Genomic DNA, 21,088 nt, shown 5'->3' with positions numbered 1-21,088 from the left:
GCACTGCACAGGAGACACCCGCATGGCGACTGCCCGCAAGAAGCCGGCATCCACGACTGAGCAAACCGCCGCCGACGCCAAGCCGGGGCTGCGCATCCTCAAGAAGTACCCCAACCGCCGGCTCTACGACACGCAGACCAGCAGCTACATCACGCTGGCCGACGTGAAGCTCATGGTGCTGGACGGCGTCTCGTTCGAGGTGCACGACGCCAAGACGCAGGAAGACCTGACCCGCTCCATCCTGCTGCAGATCATCCTGGAGGAGGAGACGGGCGGTGTGCCGATGTTCTCCACCAGTTCGCTGGCCCAGATCATCCGGTTCTACGGCCATGCGATGCAGGGCGTCATGGGCGGCCTGCTGGAGCGCCAGATGCAGGCCTTCACGGACATGCAGTCGCGCTTCTCCGAGCAGACCCCGGGCATCCCGTTCACGCCGGACGCCTGGACGGGGCTGATGGGCGGCTACGCCGAGCAGTCCAAGTCGCTGATGAACCAGTGGCAGGAGCAACTGAAGAATGCCGGCGCCATATTTCCGTTCGTGGCGCCGCCGGGGCCCAAGAAGCCCTGAGGCCTCGGGCTGCGCAGGCGCCTGGAGTCGCAGGCCGACCGATCGCAGTCGCCCCCCACCAGACGGCCCCGCGGGGCCGTTTTTCATGGATCGCGGCATTATCTAGCTGATGCACAAGATTTGACGGAAACCTCTTTTAGATCAACGCCTTAGCCGACAATTCAGTCTTTTTTCGAGGCCCAGCGTTGCATGCAACGCTGGGCTTTTTCGTGCCTGAGCAATTGCGGTGAATTGCGGTCTAAGTCCGCAATTGCGGCGAACGGACCAGGACGCTACAGAGCAGATGTCGATATAAAGCTCACCGACCCGGCGGGCAGTTTGCCCGCTTCGCCGTCAGTGAGTTCGTGGCTCGTAGTCCTCTGCAGTGACTACAGCAGACCGGTTCGCAGATGCTCGAGGATGTCTTCGTCCGGATGATCAACACTCAAGGTAGCAGCGCCGGTGTTGGAAAGAACGATCGTTCCCGCTTTCGGCACGTCGAGCCTCAGCTGGATACGCTCCAACAGATACTTGCGATTTGCTGCCAGCTTCGTGCAGGCCTGTCGTACGTCTCGATCGCCCTTGATCACGACCTTCGCAACAACGCCCTCCTCAAGCTGCAAGTTGCTCATCTGAAGTGAGTCGACATGGCACGAAAAACCCGAGGAGCTTTGGAACTTCGCAGCCCATGCCAGGACGTCCACGGTGTAGGGGCTGATCGTCACTGCAAAATCTGTCGCCTCGGACAGCCTATTCATGAGCGGCTGCACGCTCCTCGGAGGATCGCGGATTTCGAGACCAGCGCCGTAGGCCGTCGCACGGAAATGGCTTTGGCGAAACTCAACACGTTCGAAGGACAATTCTTTGCCGAACGGGTCAGTGATCGTCTCCGTGTACTCCACCCGCTCGACGTAACGCGCCTCAAGCAAGTCGTCGCGAAGGCGATCAATGACGAAGCCATGCGTAGCTTCGCCTTGGAACTCTTTCGCTTTGAGCCGACGGCCCAACGTCTTCATGCTGATGGGCCATTCGGCCCTCAGCCACCTAAACCGGCGCGCCATCGCTATCTCCTTCCGCGGCCGGGTCCGCTTCCTTCGCCTCTTCCACCAAGTCAGCCAAAACCTGGCGCGCAGTGGACTCGATCAGCGCAAGCAGCCGTGCTTTCTCAGTGCCGTCAACATGCACCATCGTTTTGCGGTGAGCGCCCTTGTGAGCACGAAACGCCCCTTGGATCGCGTACTTGAATCCTGTTCCGCGCTTGCGATCCTGAAAGCCGGCATCAAACTGGACGATGTCGGGCGGGTTGCCCTCCGCTTCTGATCGCCAGGAGATAGCTGTGATGTAGAACCCTCGGGACGTGAGGTCTTTGTACTCCTGTGACTGCACAAGGTTCTGGCCACTGAGCTGCATGCTGTGGACCACCGCAGCGAACATCTCCGCGCCCGCCTCAGCCTCGTCGTCGTCCTCCAGGTCTAACGCCTCATCCTCCTCGCCATCCTCCGAAAGATGCGATGACACTTTGAGGCGCATCACATTTCGAAGCCGGAACTTCGGCAGTGTGGAGATGAGCCGTGTGAAGAACTTCGATCGCTGTTCAGGCGTCGTGAGGCCGGTCAGCTCGACACTCTCTTCCTCAATGGTTGCCTTTCGGCGACGCTCCACGTTGTCCTTGAGGGCTGCGGCAATCTTCTTGGCTTTGTCCGTCGCTGGAAGACGCACGACGGTATGACCGTTTTCGACGAGAAACTCGATCTCGGCCTCTTGACGTTCGCGCTGCAACAGACGAGCGCGCGAACGGTTGAACTCGTCATAGCCGACGTTTACGATGAACCCATCGTTGGCAGCTGGCCGGAAGACCACGTTCTCCTTGCCTGCGACAGTGCCTGCGTATTCGGCCGCCGCAGCCTTCAGTTCTTCGAGCGGCACAAGCGTGTTCAGACGAATGAAGGTCGATTTCTCCCGGCGATGGCCCGGCTCCCGCCTTTGAACAATTGCAGCAACGTCGTGGAAGCTGTGTGGAAGCGCGGACAGGTAGTCGGCCAGATCTTCCCGGCCTTCGACAGGGGAGCAGAAGATCCCTCGGTCCCGTGCGAACTCGCGAAGCACTGATTCCGTGAGGCGCTGCTTGCCGGAGATCAGCAGGTCGTAGATGTCGTTGTCGTTGGCGCTCAGGTGGTCGAGGAACTCGCTCATGCCCATGTCCCCAGGTCGATGTTCGAGTACGTGGTCTTGATATGGACCATCGGTTCGTACCGGATCGCATTCACGTAGTCACCGAGATCGGTAGCGATGTTCGATCCCACCAAGCCCTCGATGTACTGCAGTTGAGCTTTCTGGAAGGTGGGCGACGAAATGGGCGAGGCGCCAAGTGTCTTGACCGTTACTGAAGTTCGGTCATCCAACAGTTCGTACTTTCGCAGGGTGTCGATGAGATACATGAACTCGTCGACCGTGTCTCCCGGCCGGGAGTAGAAGACGACGACGCCACGCTGAGCGCTGCCTTTAGGGTCGTGGTGTTCAAGAATGATGATGGGCGACGTCAGCGTCTCAAGCGTTGCCGCTTTGGCTTTTCGGACCTGGAGGTTGGCGCGTCGAACCAGTTGAGGATGGAAATAAAAGCAGTGCTCGTGGCTAGGGATTTCTGGCGACCGTTTTCCACGCAGGCGTTGGATCTCGTCCCTGATGTTGTTCAGCCAAAAGATCTCTTTGGGGCCGAGGACAAAAAGCCGACTTCCCCGCGGCAGTTGGAGGCTCTCGGGCGGAATGTGCACGAGGTTCTTCTGGAAATCAGCCTCGTACTCTCCGTCGTGGTTGTAGACGAAAAGCAGTCCATTGACCGAAAACGTAACGTTCTCATGCGTGTGCAGCTTGCGCCACGTTTCGCTCTTCTCTGCGCATGAGACCTGCTTTGCTAGGCTCTCGACCGCGGATTTCACTGCCGCCGCGGTGATCGTCCCTTTTGCGTAGCTCTTGAGGTCGCAATGCACATAGGTCTGACTGGCTGCGTACGGTTCGTCGTAGTAATAGACCACGTCGCAAGGATGCTCTTTGACCTTATGGTGCTCTGGATCCTCACATGGCCAATCGTGGTTTGAAGGCCCCAACTTGTTCCAGAAAAATTCGCTGAACGGCTCGCTGGCCAAAATCTCCGCCTGCTCGGCGGTGTTCTGTGTCTCTGCCAAACTCCCTCTCCCTGAGTGGATGCCCGCTTTATCGCGTGCTTACAACAGGATACGCGATCAGTCACCGCGAACAAAACGGATGTTGCGCTGCTCGGTATAGGGTGGCCCAACCTGATAATTGGTGCCATGCGCCACTCCCTCATCGTCCTGAAGCGCCGCGTGCCGGGCTGACGAAGCGCTTGCTAGTGCGGCAGCTGATAGCTGAGCCAGGCCGCATACGTAAATACTGGAACGAGCGAGAACATGGTGCCTATCGGCGTTGCCAGCAGGCCTGCGGACGTGTCGTCGAGGCTCTCGAAATTGTTCTTCAGCGTTGTCATCAGGAAGACCCCACACAGCGCGCCCACGCCGGCGCAGACGGCTGCCAGCAGAGCGAGGCCAAGAACAAACCAGCCGCTGGGCCAGATGTCGACCTTCTCCATGAAGCGCGCGTCAGCGTTGGTCGCGATAACGCCCAGTACGTACTTCATCATGATGGCGCCAACAGCTGTGGTACTGAGCAGCTGCCCGACGATGGGAACCAGCGGCAGCAGCGTGGCCACAACGACGCAAAAGAACAAAATTTTGAACGTCACCCACGGTTGCTCGACGAGGAGCTGCCACGGTAAAGCCCAGATGGCGTTCTCTGTGAAGCGGAGATACAGCGGCCACAGCGAAAACATGATTACGAACATCGCAAAGGCGACAAAGAACGGACGGAGCGCCGCGTACAGCAGCGGCCACACGGCCCGCCCGGTCTTGGCTGTGATCAGTGAGATGGCCACAAGCGGTCCGAACGCCAGCGCCCAGTGCAAGGCGACCGCAACATAGGTTTGCCAGTGCGTGAGCATCCCCAGCCCGTCGCTCAGCGAGGTCCACAGCATGATTGCTCCCATCCCCTGTTTCGAAGCAGCTTAGCGCAGGTGCTGCGGGCGGCCCAGAAGTGACAAGTCCCGCACATGGCGGGCCTTCTTGGGTCGACTAACGATCGTCCGCTGAAGCAGGCCGCTACGGTTGAACATGCCGGGTGCGTTTGCTACCATCTACGGCATTGGCCATCGCGTTGGCCTGCCCGCCCACTCTGGCGAAGCCGTATCGGCACCGCGTCCGTAGTCTCTCGACTGCGGAGAAGCATGTGCGCATCCCTTGGTGCGCTGTCTGGTCTGGTGTGTGGGCGCCCCAGGTCGACGGCGCGCAAACACCAGGATCGCAACATGCAAACCAACCTGTCCCCCAATGACATCGAACGCCTGCGCCGGGAAGCGAAGCAGATCTCCCGCGATGAAGGCTGCACGTACACCGAGGCTATAAACCGGCAAGCGGTCAAGATGGGCTATCCCAACTGGGCGCTCATGCAACATGCGGTGTCGACCATGCCGCGGCGCTTCCCGATCTTTGATCGAAGTCTCGACGAGATGCGCCAGGCCTTCCGCAAGGTCAAAGGCCTCGATGGCATGCGGGACGCCGACACGGCCATGCGTCGCCAGATGCCGGACCTCTCGACACAGTTCGCAAATCCCATGAGCGCGCTGGAATACGCCCGCGACTACCTCGAGCTCGCGTTATCTTTGCCGCGGTTCGATCCGCATATGCACTCCGTCGCCTGGATCGAAATGCGCGTTCTTCTGCCGTATGTCTTCGAGCCGTTGACTGGCACCGATCGGTTCATTGTTTTGGGTCGCGACTACAAGCCTCTGGGCATGGCCAACCGCGAGGACCATATCGACTATGAGGCATACAAGAACCTGCACGTTCATCTGCCTGCGGCGGAATTGAGCCAGGCGACGAGGCATACCGACTACAAGCCTGGGTACCTCCATGGGGTCAATCCTATGGCCGGCAGGAAGTATGCCGCCGCGCTGTTGAAACAGATCGAGACGGTGATCAAGCTGGTTTCGAAATACGAAAGGTCGAATGAACAACGTCAGGGCGCCCATCGACAAGCTTGAGGGAGGGGCCCTGCGAGGAGTCGCGATCGGCCGGTGCCCCATGAAAAAGCGGTTAGACCTTGAGTACGATGGCCTAGCCGTCAACTGTTCAGGGCAACAGGATCATTTGACGTTTGTCTGCTAAAAATAAAGGAATATGCAGTGGCGGGGAGAGACAACGCGTTTGAGCAACGGTTCAAGAATCTCTGTTCGCTGGTCGCAGCGAACGTGAAGGCGAACAATCCAAAAAGGGCCTTAGCAACAGCTGCAGCGTTCCTTGTTTTCAAAGACGCATCGGTCTTTGCAAGGATGTCGATGGAGCACGCGACGTCCAATTTGGGCGAGGAATTCGTCAAGCGCGCTGAACTCCGCGACGCCGGCTTGGATGATGGCAAGTTCTTTGACGGCGACGCCGTTCACGCCATGTTCAATGCTCGTCCTCTCGCCCTCCTAAGTTGGCTGGATGGCAAGCTCTCTTCGGAAGGTGCGGGTGTTCCGCATTGGGCGTCGGCGGTGGCGATCGAGCGCATCAGCATCACGAAAAAAGAACGCGCGGTACTAGGACTCGCCGACTGGCTTGAGAACCTCTTTGTCTTCCCCAAGACCCAGCCGCACGTGAAGGCGCCAGTCGAGAAGCAGACGCACAGCCCCAGCCGCTACTTCCCACTGTGGGACGTCATTCCTGCCATCCCGGACCCTGCCCAGGAAAGTCGGTCGGTGGCGGTCATTGCACCTTCGAATGCAATGATCAGTTCGCTGAAGTCGTACGTCGGCGCTCCGACGATCAGCGTCTATCTTGCGGAGTTCGAAGAGTCACCTCAGTTCGTGTCCGAATGGGCTGTTGGCGATGAGTTGACGACCTGGAAAGCAAAGGGCCTGCAGAACTCTTCGGAGCTTGTTAAGTTGGCGCAAGCGCATATTCGACGTGCCTTTAGCCGCGGGGTCAACGCCATTGTTTTTCCCGAGCTCGCAGTCGACCATGAGGTTCTGCACGGCATCAAAACTGAGTTGCGTGCGAGGCTGTTGGCCTCGCCTGAACAAGCGCCTGCCTTGGTGATCGCGGGATCCTTCCATGCCGAAGTTGATGGCAAGACCCTGAATCGGTCACTGATCCTTGACGCCGCCGGGAACAGCGTGACCTTCCAGGACGGTACGACCTTCTTCCATGACAAGCTGACCAGTGTTCAGTTGTCAGCTCCGAAGATCATCGAGGGCAACGACGTTGGTGATGTCGTCACACTGATGTGCTCTCCCATCGGGACCCATGCCGTCGTCATTTGCTTGGATCTCGGGCAAGCCGCCTCTGCCGACGCCGTGCCGCTCGAGAAGCTGCCGATTCGATGGCTTTGGGTTCCGAGCATGAGCCAAACCGTCAAACCGCATGAGGCCAAATCCAAGACGATGTGCACCCAGCGTGCAGTGACGGTGGCGTGCGCGAATCAAGCAGCAGCCGACTTCGGACTCGCTCCAAGCGGTCACCCGCTCGCTTTGTCTGGAGCGCTTGGCACAAGCTTCGTGTACCAGACCACCGCGTCAGCGACTGAGAAATCTCGCCCCTCCAGTCCATTTGTGGAGGGAAAAACGGCGTATCAGATTCATAACGTTCAGTTGACGTCGATCTGAATCCTTCTCACACGCCAGCGCGGGAGCAGGCACGCTCTATAGAACCTTACCTCTTTGAGCTGCCAATCCACTGGCCTTTTTCACTGCTGGCGGACGACCGTCGACGTTTGGCTGACGCCAATGGCCCCTTGTTGCTTTGCGCTAGCTCTGACTGCAGAACTCCGATAGGCAGTCGGGTCTTGAAGCCTTTGCTGACGTCGTAACGCTCGATCAAATGCAGGATGCCAGGCGCTGACTCTTCACGGGCCCTTGGAATGATCACCGGTCCGGGCTGCGACTTCGCCTGGGCGGCGCCGGAGGGCCTGTGCAGCGCATGTCCAGCCATATAGGACTTACAGCGGCCACGTTGAATCGACTCCAGCAGCCCTTTGCCCTGCATCGCCGTGAGCACATGAGAAATGCCGCCCTTGCTTTTCGGGCCGTTGGGACAAGCTTTGATGACTTCAGCCAGCTCTTGCCAGGACGCACCGCTGGCGCCTGCCTGCAACACATGCTCGCTCACGCGATCCCAAACGTGGACAGTGCTTCCCGCTCGTTCAACAGCGGCTGCACGAAAATCGCGAAGATTTTGAAGAACAGCCATCGAATCGCTCAGAGCTTGCCATCGCGCTGCGTAGTGGGCCGGCATCGCATCGAGCTCATCGCGAACCTCATCGTTGGCCAGTAGACCAATGAAAAGTTGAAGCGACTTGATGTCCTGCAAGGTGGAATGCCTCGTTGAGATCAAATCAACGACCCTGACAGTCAAGACTTCATCGAGCCGCTGAGCCCACTCAGGGTGAAAACGCCCTTCGCGCTCGATCACCTCAGTGGTGGCGGCGTACAGTCGTGCTGCATCCCATGACTCCAGTTCCGCTACCGAGTGCGTCCAAACAGGAAGCTCCGCGACCATGCTTGCGGCTTCCTCATCGCTGAGGGAAGCAACAACATCAACGGTTTGATCGCTCATGAGAACCTCCAACGGGTGAACTGTTTAGAACAGTTTAGACCAAATCAGGGTTGCGGCGCCAGACAACCATCAAATCCATACGTCAAAACGTAGTGATTGTTGGGGTTCCACATAGTGAAAACCCTACTGTGTCTCTGCGCCCTCTGAAACGTCATAGGAGAAGGAGCCCTGTTTTCGCAAGGCCTCCAATTGACCAGTTCGTCTCCGACGCTCGGGCGTGCGTCTGGGCTGGCGAATCCTCAAGGAGGTCGTGATGGGAACTACCGATCCTCAGATCGCCGAAGCGGAGGCGATGCACGCTGCGTGGGGAATCCTCGACGACGGATTGCAAGTGCTGGTCCGCGCCGAGTCTCTCGTGATGCTCATCCGATGCGCGATGGACGTCGAAGAACACCATCGGTACGGCGCTGGGATCGCATGGGACCTCCTCAGGGAGCTCAAGGAGAAGATCTCCGATGCACAGGGTCACATCCGCGGCAGGCACCCCCGCCATTCCAAGCGCAGGACAGCGGCAGGCGTGGTGCCAAGTTCCTGATCGGCCCTCCTCGTGGTTGGCCTAAGCCGTCGCGTGGATCCACGGCGCGGTGACGACCAGCCTGCACTCCGCATAGGGCAGGCTGCGACAATGACGCCCACACACCGAGGGAGAGACCAGCCATGTATGAGCGGGTTATGCAGGATGTGCAAGAAGCGCAGCAGCATGCGCAGACCATCGTGGCCGAAGCCGGCCTGACCGTGCTACACGGCGAGGTGCCGACCGAAGAGCAAGTCGGCATTGCAACGCTCCACGCGCGCGAGGACGCGGCCTTGAACACATCGCTTCTGGTCAAGGTGCTGCAGCGGCTCGACGAGAAGCAAGTCGGCCCGCCTCAGTTCTACCGACTCGGCGTCGTCTGCTGGTGGGGCGGTGTCGTCTTCGCTCTGCCTACGTTTGGGCTCGCGACCATCCTCCTGTTCTGGCCGCTGAGCTATGTACTGACCGGCTCCTATTGGAAGCCGCCTCGCCGCCTGCCGGTCTAAGGGCGTCATGGAGAAGCCGCCATCTGACCGATTCGTCTCGTACGCCATCGACTATGGCGTCACGGGGAGCAAGGGCTGGCCGGAGCTATCGACCTCCCAGCAGGATGAGTACCTACTCGCGTGCTTTGCGGGTGAAGCCATACGTGCCGCTGCAGAAGAACGTCTGGGTTTGTATGACCGCGCCGCCGGCAGCCTGGCGCAACACCTCCTGGGCGTGTACCGACAGTACGACATCAATGAGGGCGTTGCGCACTATCAACCTCCTACTCCGCGGGTTTCGGCTGGAGTCCTTGAGCGCCGACGTCGGGTCCTCGCTGGTACAAAGCTGGGCAAGCGGCTTGATGCTGCCTTGGACCGTGCGGAAGGCAGGCAGGTGGCCCATGCGGACGATGAGCTGACGTACTACTCAGTGGCGCCAGCGGCGAAGGGCATGGACATCCTCGACGAGTCCTGCTCGCGTGACAGTGGATGGACGGTGCCGCACACCTTCACCCATTGGAACAACTTCGAAGTGCTCGACCGACTCCATGACCAACACACGTCGATGCGATGGCGCAAGGACCAAGACGCTGACTTCGAGCAGACGCTCAATGAAGAAAATGCACAGCACATGGCCAACCAAGCGGTTGCGCCGACAGCGCCTTCGGATGAACCTGCACATCTGGCTCCTTGGCAGGCAGCGCCACCCTCTGCAGCGTCCGGCTGGGTTTACCTGATGGCGGCCCTTGCCGCGTGCATGCTCGGTGTCGCGCTGCTGTACAGCCACCCGTCCTGGTTCTACTCGGTTCTGCGTTTGGTCGTGTGCGGCAGCTTAGTGTGGCTGGCAGTGTGCGCAATGAGCACAGCCATGGTCAACTGGTCTATCGCGCTGGGTATTGGGGCGGTGGTCTACAACCCGCTCGCGCCCTTCCACCTTGGACGTAATGCCTGGGGGCCGGTGAACACGGTCACCATCATCGCTCTCGTGGTGTTCTGCGCGCTGCTCTGGCGCAGAGAGCGGCTCAAGCCGTAGCGCAGCACTCCCCGATGCTCCGCAGCAGGTCGGATCCAATGCTGTGCTTCTCCTCCCTGAGCACGCTGCAGACCAAGGGCATCGCCGTCGTGCGAGCCGTCCTTCTTGCCACTCGTCACCCCCAGCGCGCTCTTCGTCCGGAGTTCGCGGTCTGCCGCCAGGCAAAGCGACTTTGCGGTTGATTGCGGCGATGTTCCGCAATTGCGGCATCTGACCGCAAAGCTATTTGCGCGCGGCCTGCGCTCTGCGAAGCCGCTCCAGGGCAGCGAGCGCTGAAGTCAGGGAGCTTGGCCTGGCCGACCCTTCCTTCTCAATCCGAGCATGCAGTGCTACGTTGAGCACTGGGCCCGATTGCGCGCGCGGTCTACCAGGGTGTGCAGTTGCTGATCTCCTCGGCATGAGTTCAAGGTACCACGTGAGTGCCAGGGTGACAACCGGCGAGCTGACGATGCCGACGTAGGAATCGGAAGGCGGCGAATCGCTGTTCACCACGCCGCTGCAGACCGGAGGAGCATGCCGCTGGCTGCGCAAAAAAGAACCCCGGCCATGGCCGAGGTCTGAACGGCTCATCTCATGGACGACACCGCGTGCTCAGGGAGGAAGAACACGGGGCAAGCTGCCCGGGAAAGATTGTTGTGATCGCTCCAACACGTGTCACGAGGGAAGACCCGCCCGGGATCTCACGGCTCATCGAAGCCGGCAAACATCGCTGGATCGACCAGGTCGCGCAGCGGCACACCCAGCGCTTGCGATAACGCATCGGCGCTGTCGATGCTGATGTTGATCGTGCCGCGCTCGACCCTGGAGAGATAGGCCCGCGGCACCCCGGCATCCAGGGCCAGGGCCTCCTGCGTGAGGTCCTTGAGGCGGCGCGCCCGCCGCAAATTTCGGGCGAAGATTTCTCGCGACGTCAGTGATTTCTTGGTCTTTGGCATGACCACGAAGGATCAATTCCGGCATCTTTTCACTCCACAACTTTCGTTGTACATTTGGTGCTCTTTGTGAATCATTTAGGTTCACTGGGGACACTGCCTGCGCCTCAACGCGTACGGCTTGGACAGTCGAAGTTCTACCTGGGGAGGTAAGCGATGAAAATCCATGCGCTCTGCGCAATGGCGACGATCTCAGTCGCATCGATCGCGCAAGAAGTCCGTGCTGCACCGCCGTTGCCTGCGAGCAAAGCGTCTTCGGCCGCTACAGCTCGCCAGGGCACGCCGTCTTCCGTTGGTGCGGCTTCAGCTGCGCTCGTGGCGGCGACCGCGGCCCGGCGAGACACCGATCCAGCTCTCAACGGAACTCCCAAGGATGTGCCCGCGGCTTCGCCGAAGCCCTGACTTACGCAAGCCAAAAGATCGCACCGCAGCGGTCTCAAGGAACATCGATGCCAACACAAGCCGCGTGTGCTGCGATCTCCGCTGCATCGCCGGCGCCTCCGTCCACAACAGCACCGAACCAAACCACATGCAATCCACCCAGCGCTCTCACCTCGCTGCCACCATCGCAGCACTGGCCGCGTCTTCCGCAATGTTCGGTGCCGCCCACGCCGGCACCAGCACCGCGGTGGACTCGTCCGGGGCCATTCAGAACTACGACGTTCTGGGTGTGAAGCTAGGCATGACCGAAGCTCAAGCTCTAGCCGCCATCAAGGAGCGCTTCCCTGCGGGCACGAAGGACAGTCGCGGCCGTGCCATCACGCTCAAGGTGACCGACTACACGCTGCAGAGCAAGACCACCGGCAAGCCGGTGAAGGCTGGGGTCCGGGTCGACTTCTACCCGGACCAGAAGACCAACTACGACTTCGTGAAGGTGCTCTTCAACAACGGCAAGGTCTGGGCAGTCTGGCGCGACGACACCACGTCGACCTACGCCTACGAGAAGACCATCAGCGACATGGGCGGCAAGTACGCCGGCGCTGTGCCCATCGAGGACTACTACGACAGCCTGGTCAACGGCCAGCGCCGCGGCAACGGCCAGAAAGCGCGCAACGGCTTCGAGCTGTACCAGGGCACCTGCAGCGACAATACGCTGCCATTCAGGCGCGTCAACCAGGGCGACGGCATCAACCTGCAGAGCTCGTGCAACAAGGTCTTCCAGGTCAAGTACGGCGTACTGGAAACCGGCGGCGTCAAGAGCCTCGGCAACGGCTACGCCCAACTGGTCGATCTGGATGCCGGCCGCAACTTCATGCAGTCCCTGAACACCTCCGGGCCGATTCCCACCGGCGGCGCGAGGCTCTGAAGCTCGCTTCGACAAGCTGCGCTGTGGAATGCCGCCATGCTGGGCTGGCTGATCATCGTGCGCGATGGACCACCGGATTGCGGCGATTCGGACGCGCACGAGCTTGCGAGGTGGGAATCCAGTGCGAGCGGGCTCGACTGGTTGGATGCGCTTGAGAGCGAAGGGGCAGCCAGCTGTGTCTCACGACACGGCTATCCGACTCGCTTTCTGGTGCCCGCCGAATGCGTCCTGCCTTATCTGCGATCAGGGCATCCGCCGCTGCACGACGGTCCCAGCGTCATTGGCGATGACTACGTCACACCGCCAGGCTGGAGCGGCCCGATGACGATCCACAAGGACCGTCTCAACGGCTGCAACATACAGGTCACGTGGACAGTCGATGCCTGGGATCAGTCATGACGAAGACCGTCAATCTCACCAAGAGGTCTGTGCGCTTTTCGTCGATGCTGGATCGCAGCGCCGGTGACGCAGACCTTTGGGCTTTCAAGCGGCGTAAGCAGTCTAGCGACATGCTGGCGGCGGCTAGAGGCCAAGTCAGCCATGACCAGCTCAGTTGGTTTGCTGGGGGAAAAGCGCGCGATCTCAAGTTGATTGGTTCACCGTATTGAGCTTGCCAAGCCGTCTGTTGCACGGTCAGCGGCCTGGCGGGAAGCGCTTCACTTCCTCGATGCCGTCAAGGCGCCGGGTATCCACGGTGTACTCGGATTCGTCCATACGAAGCGAGTGTGCGGAGGGGCCTGCGATGATCGCCGATGCTGGAATCTTGGCCCGCAGAACCACGCCGCCTTTGCCGGCGTTGTTTTGACTTCCGGCGAACAGTTCAGCCGTCGCGAGCTTGTCCGACCACGCCGATCCGATCCGCCCGGATTCAAAGCGATCGATGTTTTCGCCGCGGTAGAGATGAAGGTCAGGCCCTGTATAGCGAGGTAGCCATGTCTCGGCCAACTCCAACAGCAAGCTGTCATCGTCTATAAGCTCGCGCAGACGGTGATGGCACACGTGCCACTGCGTATGGAACGCCATCGATAGCTCTTGTGTGCCAGGCGGTGCTTGGATAGCCTGACCTAGCAGCCTGCGCCATTCCTTGCGGATCCCAGGCAGGTTTTCACTCTCAAGCAGAGGCATGAACAGCCCGTCGTGCAGTATGTGCTCGATGCTGGCGTTGCCGACATCCCATTTCTTCCGCGCGACCGCCAGCGGAAGTACGACTTCCTGCCCACCGAACAAGACGGTGATGGTGCTCGGCTCAGATTTCATTGCGTTGTGGCTCAGCAGATTGATGGAATGAGCGTGATCAAAATGATGTGGTGACGGTGATGATGCGCTGCCTCAAAGGCGTCAGCTACAAGCTCCCACAGAACCATCCATTGCTCTCGGTGATGAAGACGGAACTGAATCCGTGGACCGTCTTCGACTGCCGCGCCACCGCAATGGCTGACTCCCATTCATGACGCAGGAACACGGTGGGCAGGAAGCAATTGACGATGAGGGTTGTGTTGTCGCCATAGCCTTTGGCCGCTTTCGCGGCGACACACTGCACGATCATCCGGGCCAGCTCACCCACATACGAAGCGTTGTCGTAAACAACGACCTCGGACGTGATCTCTCGTTCTTTGCCTCGCCCCTTGACCTTGCGAAGTCCGTCCATTCCGAAAGCGTCGCCGTGCGTTCTCAATCGTTCCCGCATGAGGTGATCGTTCGCGTGCATCGCGCTCGTGACTTCGACGTGGAAGGTAGCTGGCCAAAAGCCGTGCTCGACATAGGCGCCAGTGGTGGAAATCTCTGCATCGAACGGCTGACCCCCGTTCACCCACCGTGAATCGCCCCGGGTTTCGAGGAGGCTCAACACTCTGAGAGGATTGAGCCATGAGCAAGTCGAACAAGTTCTCGCCCGAGGTGCGTGAGCGCGCGGTGAGGATGGTGCAGGAGCACCGAGGGGGGTACCCGTCGCTGTGGGCAGCCATCGAGTCCATCGCGCCCAAGATCGGCTGCGTGCCGCAGACGCTGAACGAATGGGTCAAGCGTTCGGAGGTCGATGCTGGCGTTCGCGAGGGCGTGACGACCAGCGAGGCCCAACGCGTGAAGGAGCTCGAGCGCGCGGTGCGTGAACTGCGCAAGGCCAACGAGATTCTGAAGCTGGCCAGCGCGTTTTTCGCCCAGGCGGAGCTCGACCGCCGCATCAAGTCCTGAAGGCCTTCGTCGACCAGCATCGCCAGGAGTTCGGGGTCGAGTCGATCTGCAGCGTCTTGCAGATCGCCCCGTCGGCGTATTGGCGCCATGCGGCTCGTCGGCGCAACCCGGTGCTGTGCTCGCGTCGCGCGCAGCGCGATGCGAGCTTGGCGCCTCAAGTCCGGCGCGTCTGGCAGGCCAACATGCAGGTCTACGGCGCCGACAAGGTCTGGCGTCAGCTCAGTGCGCTGGCTCGCACGATTGGCGTCGCCTATCAAACGGCCTTCGTGCTGCTCCACAAGATTCGCGAGTCGATCATGGAGTGCTGGAACGATGATCAGCTTGATGGACTGGTCCACATCGACGGTGCCTACGTTTCAGGGCGAATCCGCAAGCCGCGGGTCAAGAAGAAGACCACAGAGACACAACATCGCGACAAGAAGCCGCAGTGGCAGTCCAGCAAGCATCCCAACCAGCGCGTGGTGATGGTGTTGCGCGAGGTGGACCCAGAGGGCAACAAGGGTTCGATTCGAACCATCGTCCATGTGGTCAAGGCCGAAGATGCCCGCACCGCGGAGGAACTCGCGAAGATCTACATCAAGCGGGATGCGAAGGTCATGACGGACGAAGCGCCGGCCTACAGTTCCCTGATCGAGCGGTATGACCACCTCACAGTGAACCATTCCAAAGAGTTCTCGACGGACGATGGCGTGAACAACAACCAGGCCGAGAGCTTCTTCGCACGGATGCGGCGCATGGTGATCGGGCAAGTGCACCGGGTGACGCCGAAATACATGCTGGACTACGTCACCGAAGTCGCATGGCGCGAGGACGTCCGTCGAACGCCCACGTCTAAACAGGTCGGCATGCTGGCCAACGCAGTGTCTCGGTCGACCTCCAAATGGTGGCGTGGCTACTGGCAAATGAAGAATCGCCCTGAGGAGATCTTGTTTGTGCCATCGAGTGGCCCTGCATCACAGCGGGCCGCTCGGTCTTGACCTCAATTCAGTCTTCGAATGGCTTCATCGACCAGCGACCTTCGGTCGGCGATACCAGATCATGATGTCGCACCACTTTTCCTTCCAGCGCCAGCTTCTGAAGGACCTTTCGAACCGGCTCTTTCAGCTGAGGCAGAGAGTAGTCTGCGACGTCCATCCCAAAGGCCTTGACGACGCTGAACATGACCTCGCTGGTGTACAGCGGGCTTCCCTTGGCCTCTTTCAGAAATCTCAGGATCGATGGTTTCAGCCGACGGTTCGGGTAGACGCGAGCTTCGTATGTTCTCTTTCCTTCGATCGCTGAAGGTTCGAGGTTCACTTCGTGCAGACGGATGACGCTGTCTAGCGACGTCATGCGATCGAGCAGGTCGCAGATCTCCAACGGCAACGATGTGAGCTGCTTCTTCCGTTTTTCGAGCAGGCCGCGCACTGACGCTCGCTCTTTTATGAGCCAAGCGAGGCTAGCCGGCGTTCTTTCCAGGCCCGTGTAGTCGCGGTTCTTTCTCATGCGCCGGAATCCTCTTCGGCCCATGCCCAGCTTCCGTGCCGTGTTGTCTCGACAGGATGACACCGGCGCACGAGGCCTCGGTCGGCCATGGGGCTCAGGCACTTGCGTGCGCTGTCCATGATGTCCGCCTGCTTGACCTTGCCCAGATCGATGTTGTTTTGCCTGATGAACTGCAGCACGAGCTCGATGGTCGTGACAGGCTGACCCTTTGCTGCTTTCAGGGACCGAACCAACGAGCGCTTGAGCTCGCCGTGTGCCGCGGTACGCGGTCTGTTCGGTCGCTTGCCGACGATGGCGCTGGCGTCCACCTTGACCGCGTGAAGCGGTATCACTGCGTCCAGCGAAGCAAGTTCGTATTCAAGGATGCGAATCTTCTCGGGCAGAGCCGCCTCTTGCGCGCGGTAGCGATCAAGCTGACCGCGTAGCTTCGCGCGCTGCCCGATCAGCCATGCCATCGACGATGGCGTGCGCTCCAGGCCTGTGTAGTCTCGGTTCTTCGGCATGTCCCGATGGTTTCAGAACCATCGGGAGGCATCTAGTGCATCAGCTAGATAATGCCGATGGATCGACGAAAATAGCGCGATGAATGAATCCGCCACCCTCGCCGCTCCGGCCGCTGCGCCCAAGATCGGCTTCGTATCGCTCGGCTGCCCGAAAGCGCTCACAGACAGCGAGCTGATCCTCACGCAACTGCGCGCCGAGGGCTACGACACCTCCAAGACCTTCGCCGGCGCCGACCTGGTGATCGTCAACACCTGCGGCTTCATCGACGACGCCGTCAAGGAAAGCCTGGACACCATCGGCGAGGCGCTGGCCGAGAACGGCAAGGTCATCGTGACCGGCTGCCTGGGTGCCAAGGCAGGCGCGGGCAGCAGCGATGCCGGCAGTCTGGTGCGTGAGATGCACCCCAGCGTGCTGGCCGTGACCGGCCCGCATGCGACGCAGGAGGTCATGGACGCGGTGCACTTGCACGTGCCCAAGCCGCACGACCCCTTCGTGGACCTGGTGCCCAGCTACGGTGTCAAGCTCACGCCCAAGCACTATGCGTATCTCAAGATCAGCGAGGGCTGCAACCACCGCTGTTCGTTCTGCATCATCCCGAGCATGCGCGGCGACCTGGTGTCGCGACCCATCGGCGACGTGCTGAACGAGGCCCGCGCGCTGTTTGAAAGCGGCGTGAAGGAACTGCTGGTCATCAGCCAGGACACCTCGGCCTACGGCGTGGACGTGAAGTACCGCATGGGCTTCTGGGACGGCAAGCCGGTCAAGACGCGCATGCTTGACCTGGTGGCGCAACTGGGCGAAATCGCCAAGCCGTTCGGTGCCTGGGTGCGGCTGCACTATGTCTACCCGTACCCGCACGTGGATGCGGTGCTGCCGATGATGGCCGAAGGCCTGGTGCTGCCTTACCTGGACGTGCCCTTCCAGCACGCCCACCCGGACGTGCTCAAGCGCATGAAGCGCCCGGCCAACGGCGAGAAGAACATGGAGCGCATCCTGCGCTGGCGCGAGGCCTGCCCGGAGTTGGTCATCCGCTCGACCTTCATCGCCGGCTTCCCTGGCGAGACCGAGGACGAGTTCCAGTACTTGCTGGACTTCATGAAGGAGGCGCAGATCGACCGCGCCGGCTGCTTCGCCTATTCGCCGGTGGAAGGCGCGAGCGCCAACGACATCGAAGGCGCCTTGCCGCAGGACGTGCGCGAGGAGCGCCGCGCGCGCTTCATGGCCGTGGCCGAACAGGTCTCGGCCGCCAAGCTGCAAAGCCGCGTGGGTCAGACGCTGCAGGTCCTCGTCGACGCCGCACCGGCGCTGGGCCGCAAGGGCGGCGTGGGTCGCTCGTACGCCGACGCGCCCGAGATCGACGGCACGGTGAAGATCCTGCCGCCGGAGAAGGCCAGCAAGACGATGAAGGTGGGCGACTTCGTGCGCGCCCGCGTCGTTGCGGCCGATGGCCACGACCTGGTGGCTTCACTGGTATGAAGCAGGGTCCGTCGACGGCCCTGATCCACCACCCTTACCGCGCCCCCGACGGCTGGGACGCGGTGCCCGTGCCCGTGGTCAAGGCCTCGACCGTGCTGTTCAAGGACACGGCCGACCTGCACAAGCCGCGGCCGCGCGACGGCCTCACCTACCGCTACGGCCTGCACGGCACGCCCACCAGCTACACGCTGGCGGCGCGGCTGGCCACGCTGGAGCATGCCGAGCACTGCCTGCTGGTGCCCAGCGGCCTGGCGGCCGTGACGCTGCCCTCGCTGGCCATGCTGCGCCCGGGTGACGAGGTGCTGGTGCCGGACAACGTCTACGGCCAGAACCGCTACCTGACCGAGTCGTGGCTGCCGCAGTGGGGCGTCACGCACCGCTTCTACGACCCGCTGGCCGCGCCCGAGCTGCGCGACAACACCCGGCTGGTGTGGCTGGAGGCGGCGGGCTCGATCACGCTGGAGTTCCCCGACCTGCTGGGCACGCTGGCCGCCTGTCGCGCGCGCGGCGTGACGACGGCGCTGGACAACACCTGGGGCGCGGGCCTGGCCTTCAACGGCTTCGAGCCGGCGCCCGGCACGCACCCGGGTCTGGGTGCCGACATCGTCATGCAGGCGCTGACCAAATACCCCAGCGGCGGCGCCGACGTGCTGATGGGCTCGGTCTGCACGCGCGACCGCCATCTGCACGAGCGTCTCAACCATGCGCATGAGCACCTGGGCTACGGCCTGGGCCAGAACGACGTGGAACTGGTGCTGCGCGGCTTGCCGACGCTGCCACTGCGCTACGAGGCGCAGGACCGGGTCACTCGCCAGCTCGCCAGCTGGATGGCGGGCCGGCCCGAGGTGGCGAAGGTGTTCCACCCCGCGCTGCCCGGCTCGCCGGGCCATGAGCACTGGCTGGCGGTCGGCGGCGGCGGCGCGGCCTGCCTGTTCTCCGCGGTGTTCAAGCCGGGGTACAGTGCGGCGCAGGTGGATGCCTTCGTCGATGCGCTGCAACTCTTCGGCATCGGCTACTCCTGGGCCGGCCCGATGAGCCTGGCCGTGCCCTATGACATGAGCCGCAGCCGCAACCTGCCACTGCCTTTCGACGGCGGCACGCTGGTGCGGTTTGCGATCGGCCTGGAGGACGCTGCCGACCTGCAGGCCGACCTCGAGCAGGCGTTGTCAGCGCTTGTTTGAGACCTTGTGCCGCATCAACTGGCCCCGCTCGCGCTCCCAGTCCCGCTGCTTCTCGGTGTTGCGCTTGTCGTGCTCGGCCTTGCCCTTGGCCAGCGCGATGTCGGCCTTCACGCGGCCGCCCTTGTAGTGCAGGTTCAGCGGCACCAGCGTGAAGCCGCGCTGCTCGACCTTGCCCACCAGCCGCTTGATCTCGGCCTTGTGCATCAAGAGCTTCTTCGTGCGGTCGGCCTCGGGGTTGACGTGCGTGGAGGCGCTGCGCAGCGCGTTGATGCGGCAGCCGATCAGGAACAGCTCGCCGTTCTTGATGAGCACATAGCCGTCGGTCAGCTGGACCTGGCCCGCGCGGATGGCCTTGATCTCCCAGCCGGACAGGACGACACCGGCCTCGAACTGTTCTTCGATGTGGTAGTCGTAGCGGGCACGGCGGTTCTCGGCGATGGACATGGGCGCGCAAATGGGGTCGAAACCCCTCAATACAATTTGCGGATTCTATGAAGCAGGTCAAAAAGTCCGTTCTGCTCTGGTACACGCCCCGCGAGATGTACGAGCTGGTCACCCAGGTGGAGCGTTATCCCGAGTTCCTTCCGTGGTGCAACAAGGTCGAGGTGCTGGCGCAGGACGGCGATGCCGTCACGGCGCGGCTGCACCTGGCCTACGCCGGCGTGCGCTATGCGTTCACGACCCGCAACCGCAACGCCGACGGTGAGCGCGTGCACATGGCGCTGGTCGACGGCCCGTTCTCGGACCTGGACGGGGTGTGGCAGTTCCTGCCGCTGAACAAGCCCGGCACCACTGGCGAGCCCAGCGCGTGCAAGATCGTCTTCGAGCTGAACTACGCGTTCAGCAGCGGCGCGCTGGAGGCCGTGGTCAGCCCCGTGTTCGACCGCATCGCCAACACCTTCGTCGACAGCTTCGTGCAGCGCGCGGAAAGCCTCTACGGTGCGCGTTGAACTGGTCTGGAGCCCGCAGGCCGGCGACGTGCAGCACCGCTGGCTGGACGTGGAGGAGGGCGCCTGCGTCGAAGCCGCGCTGCGCGGCTGCGCCGATTTCATGGCGGCCTGCGGCGGGCAGGGGCTGGACCAGTGCCGCATCGGCATCTGGGGCCGCGTGAGGCCGCTGGCCACGCCGTTGCGCGACCGGGACCGCATCGAGGTCTACCGGCCGTTGACGGTGGATCCGAAAGAGGCGCGTCGGCTGCGCTATGCCAAGCGGGGTGAGCGCATCGTGTCGCGCCACCGGCCCAGGCACGCCGGCTGAGGCGCCCGGGCGTTCAGCGGCACTCGCTGGTGATGAGGTCGCGGGCGCGGCTGACTTCGGCGGCGATCTGCGCGTCTTCCATGTAGATGCGCTCGCCCTTCTCGTTGGTGCGGGTGATGCGCCCGCCACTCTGCAGGTCGCGCAGGTTGGCCTGGGCGCGGCTGCAGTTCTCGCGCCGCTGCTGGGCCGCGCGGCGCTCGTCGTCCTTCTGCTTGGCAGCCTGGCTGTCCTGCTCCTGCTTCTGGCGCGCGGCGGCTTCCAGCTCGGCCTTGGTCGGGCCGCTGGCGGCCGGCCGGGGTGCGGAGGCGGCACTGGGCTGCATGCCGGGCGGCGCGACGACGATGGTCGGGCGCGTGACGACGGGGCGCTGCAGGATGTCCTTCTCCGGCGTGCCGGACGGCGGCGGCATGTCGCTGTACTGCACATTGCCCTTCGCGTCCCGCCACTTCCATTGCGCCTGTGCGGCACCGGTCATGGCGAGGCAGAGCAGGGCGAGGAGCAAGGTTTTGCGGGCCAT

At 61.8% G+C, this 21,088-nt stretch carries 26 protein-coding genes and 1 other annotated feature; of the genes, 14 read left to right on the top strand and 12 right to left on the bottom strand.

The window, feature by feature from the left end:
- The first annotated feature begins 22 nt into the window (after nucleotides 1-22).
- Entirely contained in the window at nucleotides 23-568 is a 546-nt protein-coding gene (gene phaR, locus ACO07H_RS16450) for a polyhydroxyalkanoate synthesis repressor PhaR (protein WP_422016055.1), read from the top strand.
- A 368-nt stretch (nucleotides 569-936) separates the two neighbouring features.
- Here the strand turns inward: phaR and ACO07H_RS16445 are convergent, their stop codons facing one another.
- The 4 genes from ACO07H_RS16445 to ACO07H_RS16430 form a co-directional block, all read right to left on the bottom strand.
- Nucleotides 937-1,563, bottom strand: a complete 627-nt coding sequence (locus ACO07H_RS16445; protein WP_422016053.1) for a hypothetical protein — start codon at nucleotides 1,561-1,563, stop codon at nucleotides 937-939.
- A 28-nt stretch (nucleotides 1,564-1,591) separates the two neighbouring features.
- A complete protein-coding gene (locus ACO07H_RS16440) occupies nucleotides 1,592-2,740 on the bottom strand; it encodes a hypothetical protein (protein ID WP_422016051.1) in 1,149 nt (382 codons plus the stop codon).
- Nucleotides 2,737-3,729, bottom strand: coding sequence for a hypothetical protein (locus tag ACO07H_RS16435; RefSeq protein ID WP_422016049.1), 993 nt, complete (start codon nucleotides 3,727-3,729; stop codon nucleotides 2,737-2,739). Before ACO07H_RS16435 ends, ACO07H_RS16440 begins: the two co-directional genes overlap by 4 nt.
- A gap of 182 nt (nucleotides 3,730-3,911) precedes the next feature.
- Entirely contained in the window at nucleotides 3,912-4,592 is a 681-nt protein-coding gene (locus ACO07H_RS16430; RefSeq protein ID WP_422016047.1) for a hypothetical protein, read from the bottom strand.
- A 330-nt stretch (nucleotides 4,593-4,922) separates the two neighbouring features.
- On the opposite strand from ACO07H_RS16430, the gene ACO07H_RS16425 reads away from it, so the two are divergent.
- Both ACO07H_RS16425 and ACO07H_RS16420 read left to right on the top strand, forming a co-directional pair.
- The gene (locus ACO07H_RS16425) at nucleotides 4,923-5,657 is read left to right on the top strand and encodes a hypothetical protein (RefSeq protein WP_422016045.1); all 735 of its coding nucleotides are present in this window, start codon (nucleotides 4,923-4,925) and stop codon (nucleotides 5,655-5,657) included.
- Between the two features lie 207 nt (nucleotides 5,658-5,864).
- Nucleotides 5,865-7,259, top strand: a complete 1,395-nt coding sequence (locus ACO07H_RS16420; RefSeq protein ID WP_422016043.1) for a hypothetical protein — start codon at nucleotides 5,865-5,867, stop codon at nucleotides 7,257-7,259.
- Between the two features lie 46 nt (nucleotides 7,260-7,305).
- Here ACO07H_RS16420 and ACO07H_RS16415 read toward each other — a convergent pair whose 3' ends face one another.
- Complete coding sequence (locus ACO07H_RS16415) at nucleotides 7,306-8,208, bottom strand: hypothetical protein (RefSeq protein WP_422016041.1); 903 nt, start codon at nucleotides 8,206-8,208, stop codon at nucleotides 7,306-7,308.
- A 253-nt stretch (nucleotides 8,209-8,461) separates the two neighbouring features.
- Here ACO07H_RS16415 and ACO07H_RS16410 point away from each other — a divergent pair, with 253 nt between their 5' ends.
- The 3 genes from ACO07H_RS16410 to ACO07H_RS16400 all read left to right on the top strand — a co-directional run bounded on the left by ACO07H_RS16410 (nucleotide 8,462) and on the right by ACO07H_RS16400 (nucleotide 10,240).
- Entirely contained in the window at nucleotides 8,462-8,743 is a 282-nt protein-coding gene (locus ACO07H_RS16410) for a hypothetical protein (protein WP_422016039.1), read from the top strand.
- Nucleotides 8,744-8,880: 137 nt separating this feature from the next.
- On the top strand, nucleotides 8,881-9,228 hold the full coding sequence (locus tag ACO07H_RS16405; protein ID WP_422016037.1) for a hypothetical protein: 348 nt from the start codon (nucleotides 8,881-8,883) through the stop codon (nucleotides 9,226-9,228).
- 7 nt (nucleotides 9,229-9,235) lie between these two features.
- On the top strand, nucleotides 9,236-10,240 hold the full coding sequence (locus ACO07H_RS16400) for a DUF6804 family protein (protein WP_422016035.1): 1,005 nt from the start codon (nucleotides 9,236-9,238) through the stop codon (nucleotides 10,238-10,240).
- A gap of 680 nt (nucleotides 10,241-10,920) precedes the next feature.
- Here ACO07H_RS16400 and ACO07H_RS16395 read toward each other — a convergent pair.
- Entirely contained in the window at nucleotides 10,921-11,175 is a 255-nt protein-coding gene (locus ACO07H_RS16395; protein ID WP_422016033.1) for a helix-turn-helix domain-containing protein, read from the bottom strand.
- A 526-nt stretch (nucleotides 11,176-11,701) separates the two neighbouring features.
- On the opposite strand from ACO07H_RS16395, the gene ACO07H_RS16390 reads away from it, so the two are divergent.
- The 3 genes from ACO07H_RS16390 to ACO07H_RS16380 are packed head-to-tail and all read left to right on the top strand — an operon-like array spanning nucleotide 11,702 to nucleotide 13,086.
- Nucleotides 11,702-12,478 carry a hypothetical protein gene (locus tag ACO07H_RS16390; protein WP_422016031.1) on the top strand — a complete coding sequence of 259 codons (777 nt, stop codon included), beginning with the start codon at nucleotides 11,702-11,704 and terminating at the stop codon, nucleotides 12,476-12,478.
- Between the two features lie 36 nt (nucleotides 12,479-12,514).
- Entirely contained in the window at nucleotides 12,515-12,877 is a 363-nt protein-coding gene (locus ACO07H_RS16385) for a hypothetical protein (RefSeq protein WP_422016029.1), read from the top strand.
- Entirely contained in the window at nucleotides 12,874-13,086 is a 213-nt protein-coding gene (locus ACO07H_RS16380) for a hypothetical protein (protein ID WP_422016027.1), read from the top strand. Before ACO07H_RS16385 ends, ACO07H_RS16380 begins: the two co-directional genes overlap by 4 nt.
- A gap of 25 nt (nucleotides 13,087-13,111) precedes the next feature.
- Here the strand turns inward: ACO07H_RS16380 and ACO07H_RS16375 are convergent, their stop codons facing one another.
- Both ACO07H_RS16375 and ACO07H_RS16370 read right to left on the bottom strand, forming a co-directional pair.
- Nucleotides 13,112-13,735, bottom strand: a complete 624-nt coding sequence (locus ACO07H_RS16375) for a hypothetical protein (protein ID WP_422016025.1) — start codon at nucleotides 13,733-13,735, stop codon at nucleotides 13,112-13,114.
- An 85-nt stretch (nucleotides 13,736-13,820) separates the two neighbouring features.
- Nucleotides 13,821-14,324: a hypothetical protein gene (locus ACO07H_RS16370; protein ID WP_422016023.1), complete on the bottom strand. Its 504-nt coding sequence runs from the start codon at nucleotides 14,322-14,324 to the stop codon at nucleotides 13,821-13,823.
- Nucleotides 14,325-14,344: 20 nt separating this feature from the next.
- On the opposite strand from ACO07H_RS16370, the gene ACO07H_RS16365 reads away from it, so the two are divergent.
- A protein-coding gene (locus ACO07H_RS16365; protein WP_422016021.1) for an IS1595 family transposase occupies nucleotides 14,345-15,645 on the top strand; the annotation gives its coding sequence in 2 pieces (ribosomal slippage) (nucleotides 14,345-14,633 and nucleotides 14,633-15,645; 1,302 coding nt in all).
- Nucleotides 14,623-14,739: a sequence feature (AL1L pseudoknot), on the top strand. Its footprint overlaps the gene before it by 117 nt.
- Before the next feature lie 7 nt (nucleotides 15,646-15,652).
- Here the strand turns inward: ACO07H_RS16365 and ACO07H_RS16360 are convergent.
- Together ACO07H_RS16360 and ACO07H_RS16355 are read right to left on the bottom strand one after the other, a co-directional pair.
- Nucleotides 15,653-16,153, bottom strand: coding sequence for a hypothetical protein (locus ACO07H_RS16360; RefSeq protein WP_422016019.1), 501 nt, complete (start codon nucleotides 16,151-16,153; stop codon nucleotides 15,653-15,655).
- A complete protein-coding gene (locus ACO07H_RS16355) occupies nucleotides 16,150-16,656 on the bottom strand; it encodes a hypothetical protein (RefSeq protein WP_422016017.1) in 507 nt (168 codons plus the stop codon). The genes ACO07H_RS16360 and ACO07H_RS16355 overlap by 4 nt, the downstream gene beginning before the upstream one ends.
- 79 nt (nucleotides 16,657-16,735) lie before the next feature.
- Between ACO07H_RS16355 and rimO the strand changes: the two genes are divergently transcribed.
- Complete coding sequence (gene rimO / locus ACO07H_RS16350; RefSeq protein WP_422016015.1) at nucleotides 16,736-18,133, top strand: 30S ribosomal protein S12 methylthiotransferase RimO; 1,398 nt, start codon at nucleotides 16,736-16,738, stop codon at nucleotides 18,131-18,133.
- Nucleotides 18,130-19,314, top strand: coding sequence for a PLP-dependent transferase (locus ACO07H_RS16345; RefSeq protein WP_422016013.1), 1,185 nt, complete (start codon nucleotides 18,130-18,132; stop codon nucleotides 19,312-19,314). The genes rimO and ACO07H_RS16345 overlap by 4 nt, the downstream gene beginning before the upstream one ends.
- On the opposite strand, the gene smpB is transcribed toward ACO07H_RS16345, so the two are convergent.
- Complete coding sequence (gene smpB, locus ACO07H_RS16340) at nucleotides 19,300-19,758, bottom strand: SsrA-binding protein SmpB (protein WP_422016011.1); 459 nt, start codon at nucleotides 19,756-19,758, stop codon at nucleotides 19,300-19,302. The genes ACO07H_RS16345 and smpB overlap by 15 nt on opposite strands.
- A 47-nt stretch (nucleotides 19,759-19,805) precedes the next feature.
- Between smpB and ACO07H_RS16335 the strand changes: the two genes are divergently transcribed.
- Complete coding sequence (locus ACO07H_RS16335) at nucleotides 19,806-20,264, top strand: type II toxin-antitoxin system RatA family toxin (protein ID WP_422016009.1); 459 nt, start codon at nucleotides 19,806-19,808, stop codon at nucleotides 20,262-20,264.
- Nucleotides 20,254-20,571: an RnfH family protein gene (locus ACO07H_RS16330; protein ID WP_422016007.1), complete on the top strand. Its 318-nt coding sequence runs from the start codon at nucleotides 20,254-20,256 to the stop codon at nucleotides 20,569-20,571. Before ACO07H_RS16335 ends, ACO07H_RS16330 begins: the two co-directional genes overlap by 11 nt.
- A gap of 13 nt (nucleotides 20,572-20,584) precedes the next feature.
- Here ACO07H_RS16330 and ACO07H_RS16325 read toward each other — a convergent pair whose 3' ends face one another.
- Nucleotides 20,585-21,088: a DUF4124 domain-containing protein gene (locus tag ACO07H_RS16325; protein ID WP_422016005.1), complete on the bottom strand. Its 504-nt coding sequence runs from the start codon at nucleotides 21,086-21,088 to the stop codon at nucleotides 20,585-20,587.

Source organism: Roseateles sp. (assembly GCF_965229315.1).
Classification (GTDB): Bacteria; Pseudomonadota; Gammaproteobacteria; order Burkholderiales; family Burkholderiaceae_C; genus Pelomonas.
The sequence above is the reverse complement of the archived record's forward strand: the minus strand, read 5'-3'. Positions and strand labels throughout refer to the sequence as shown.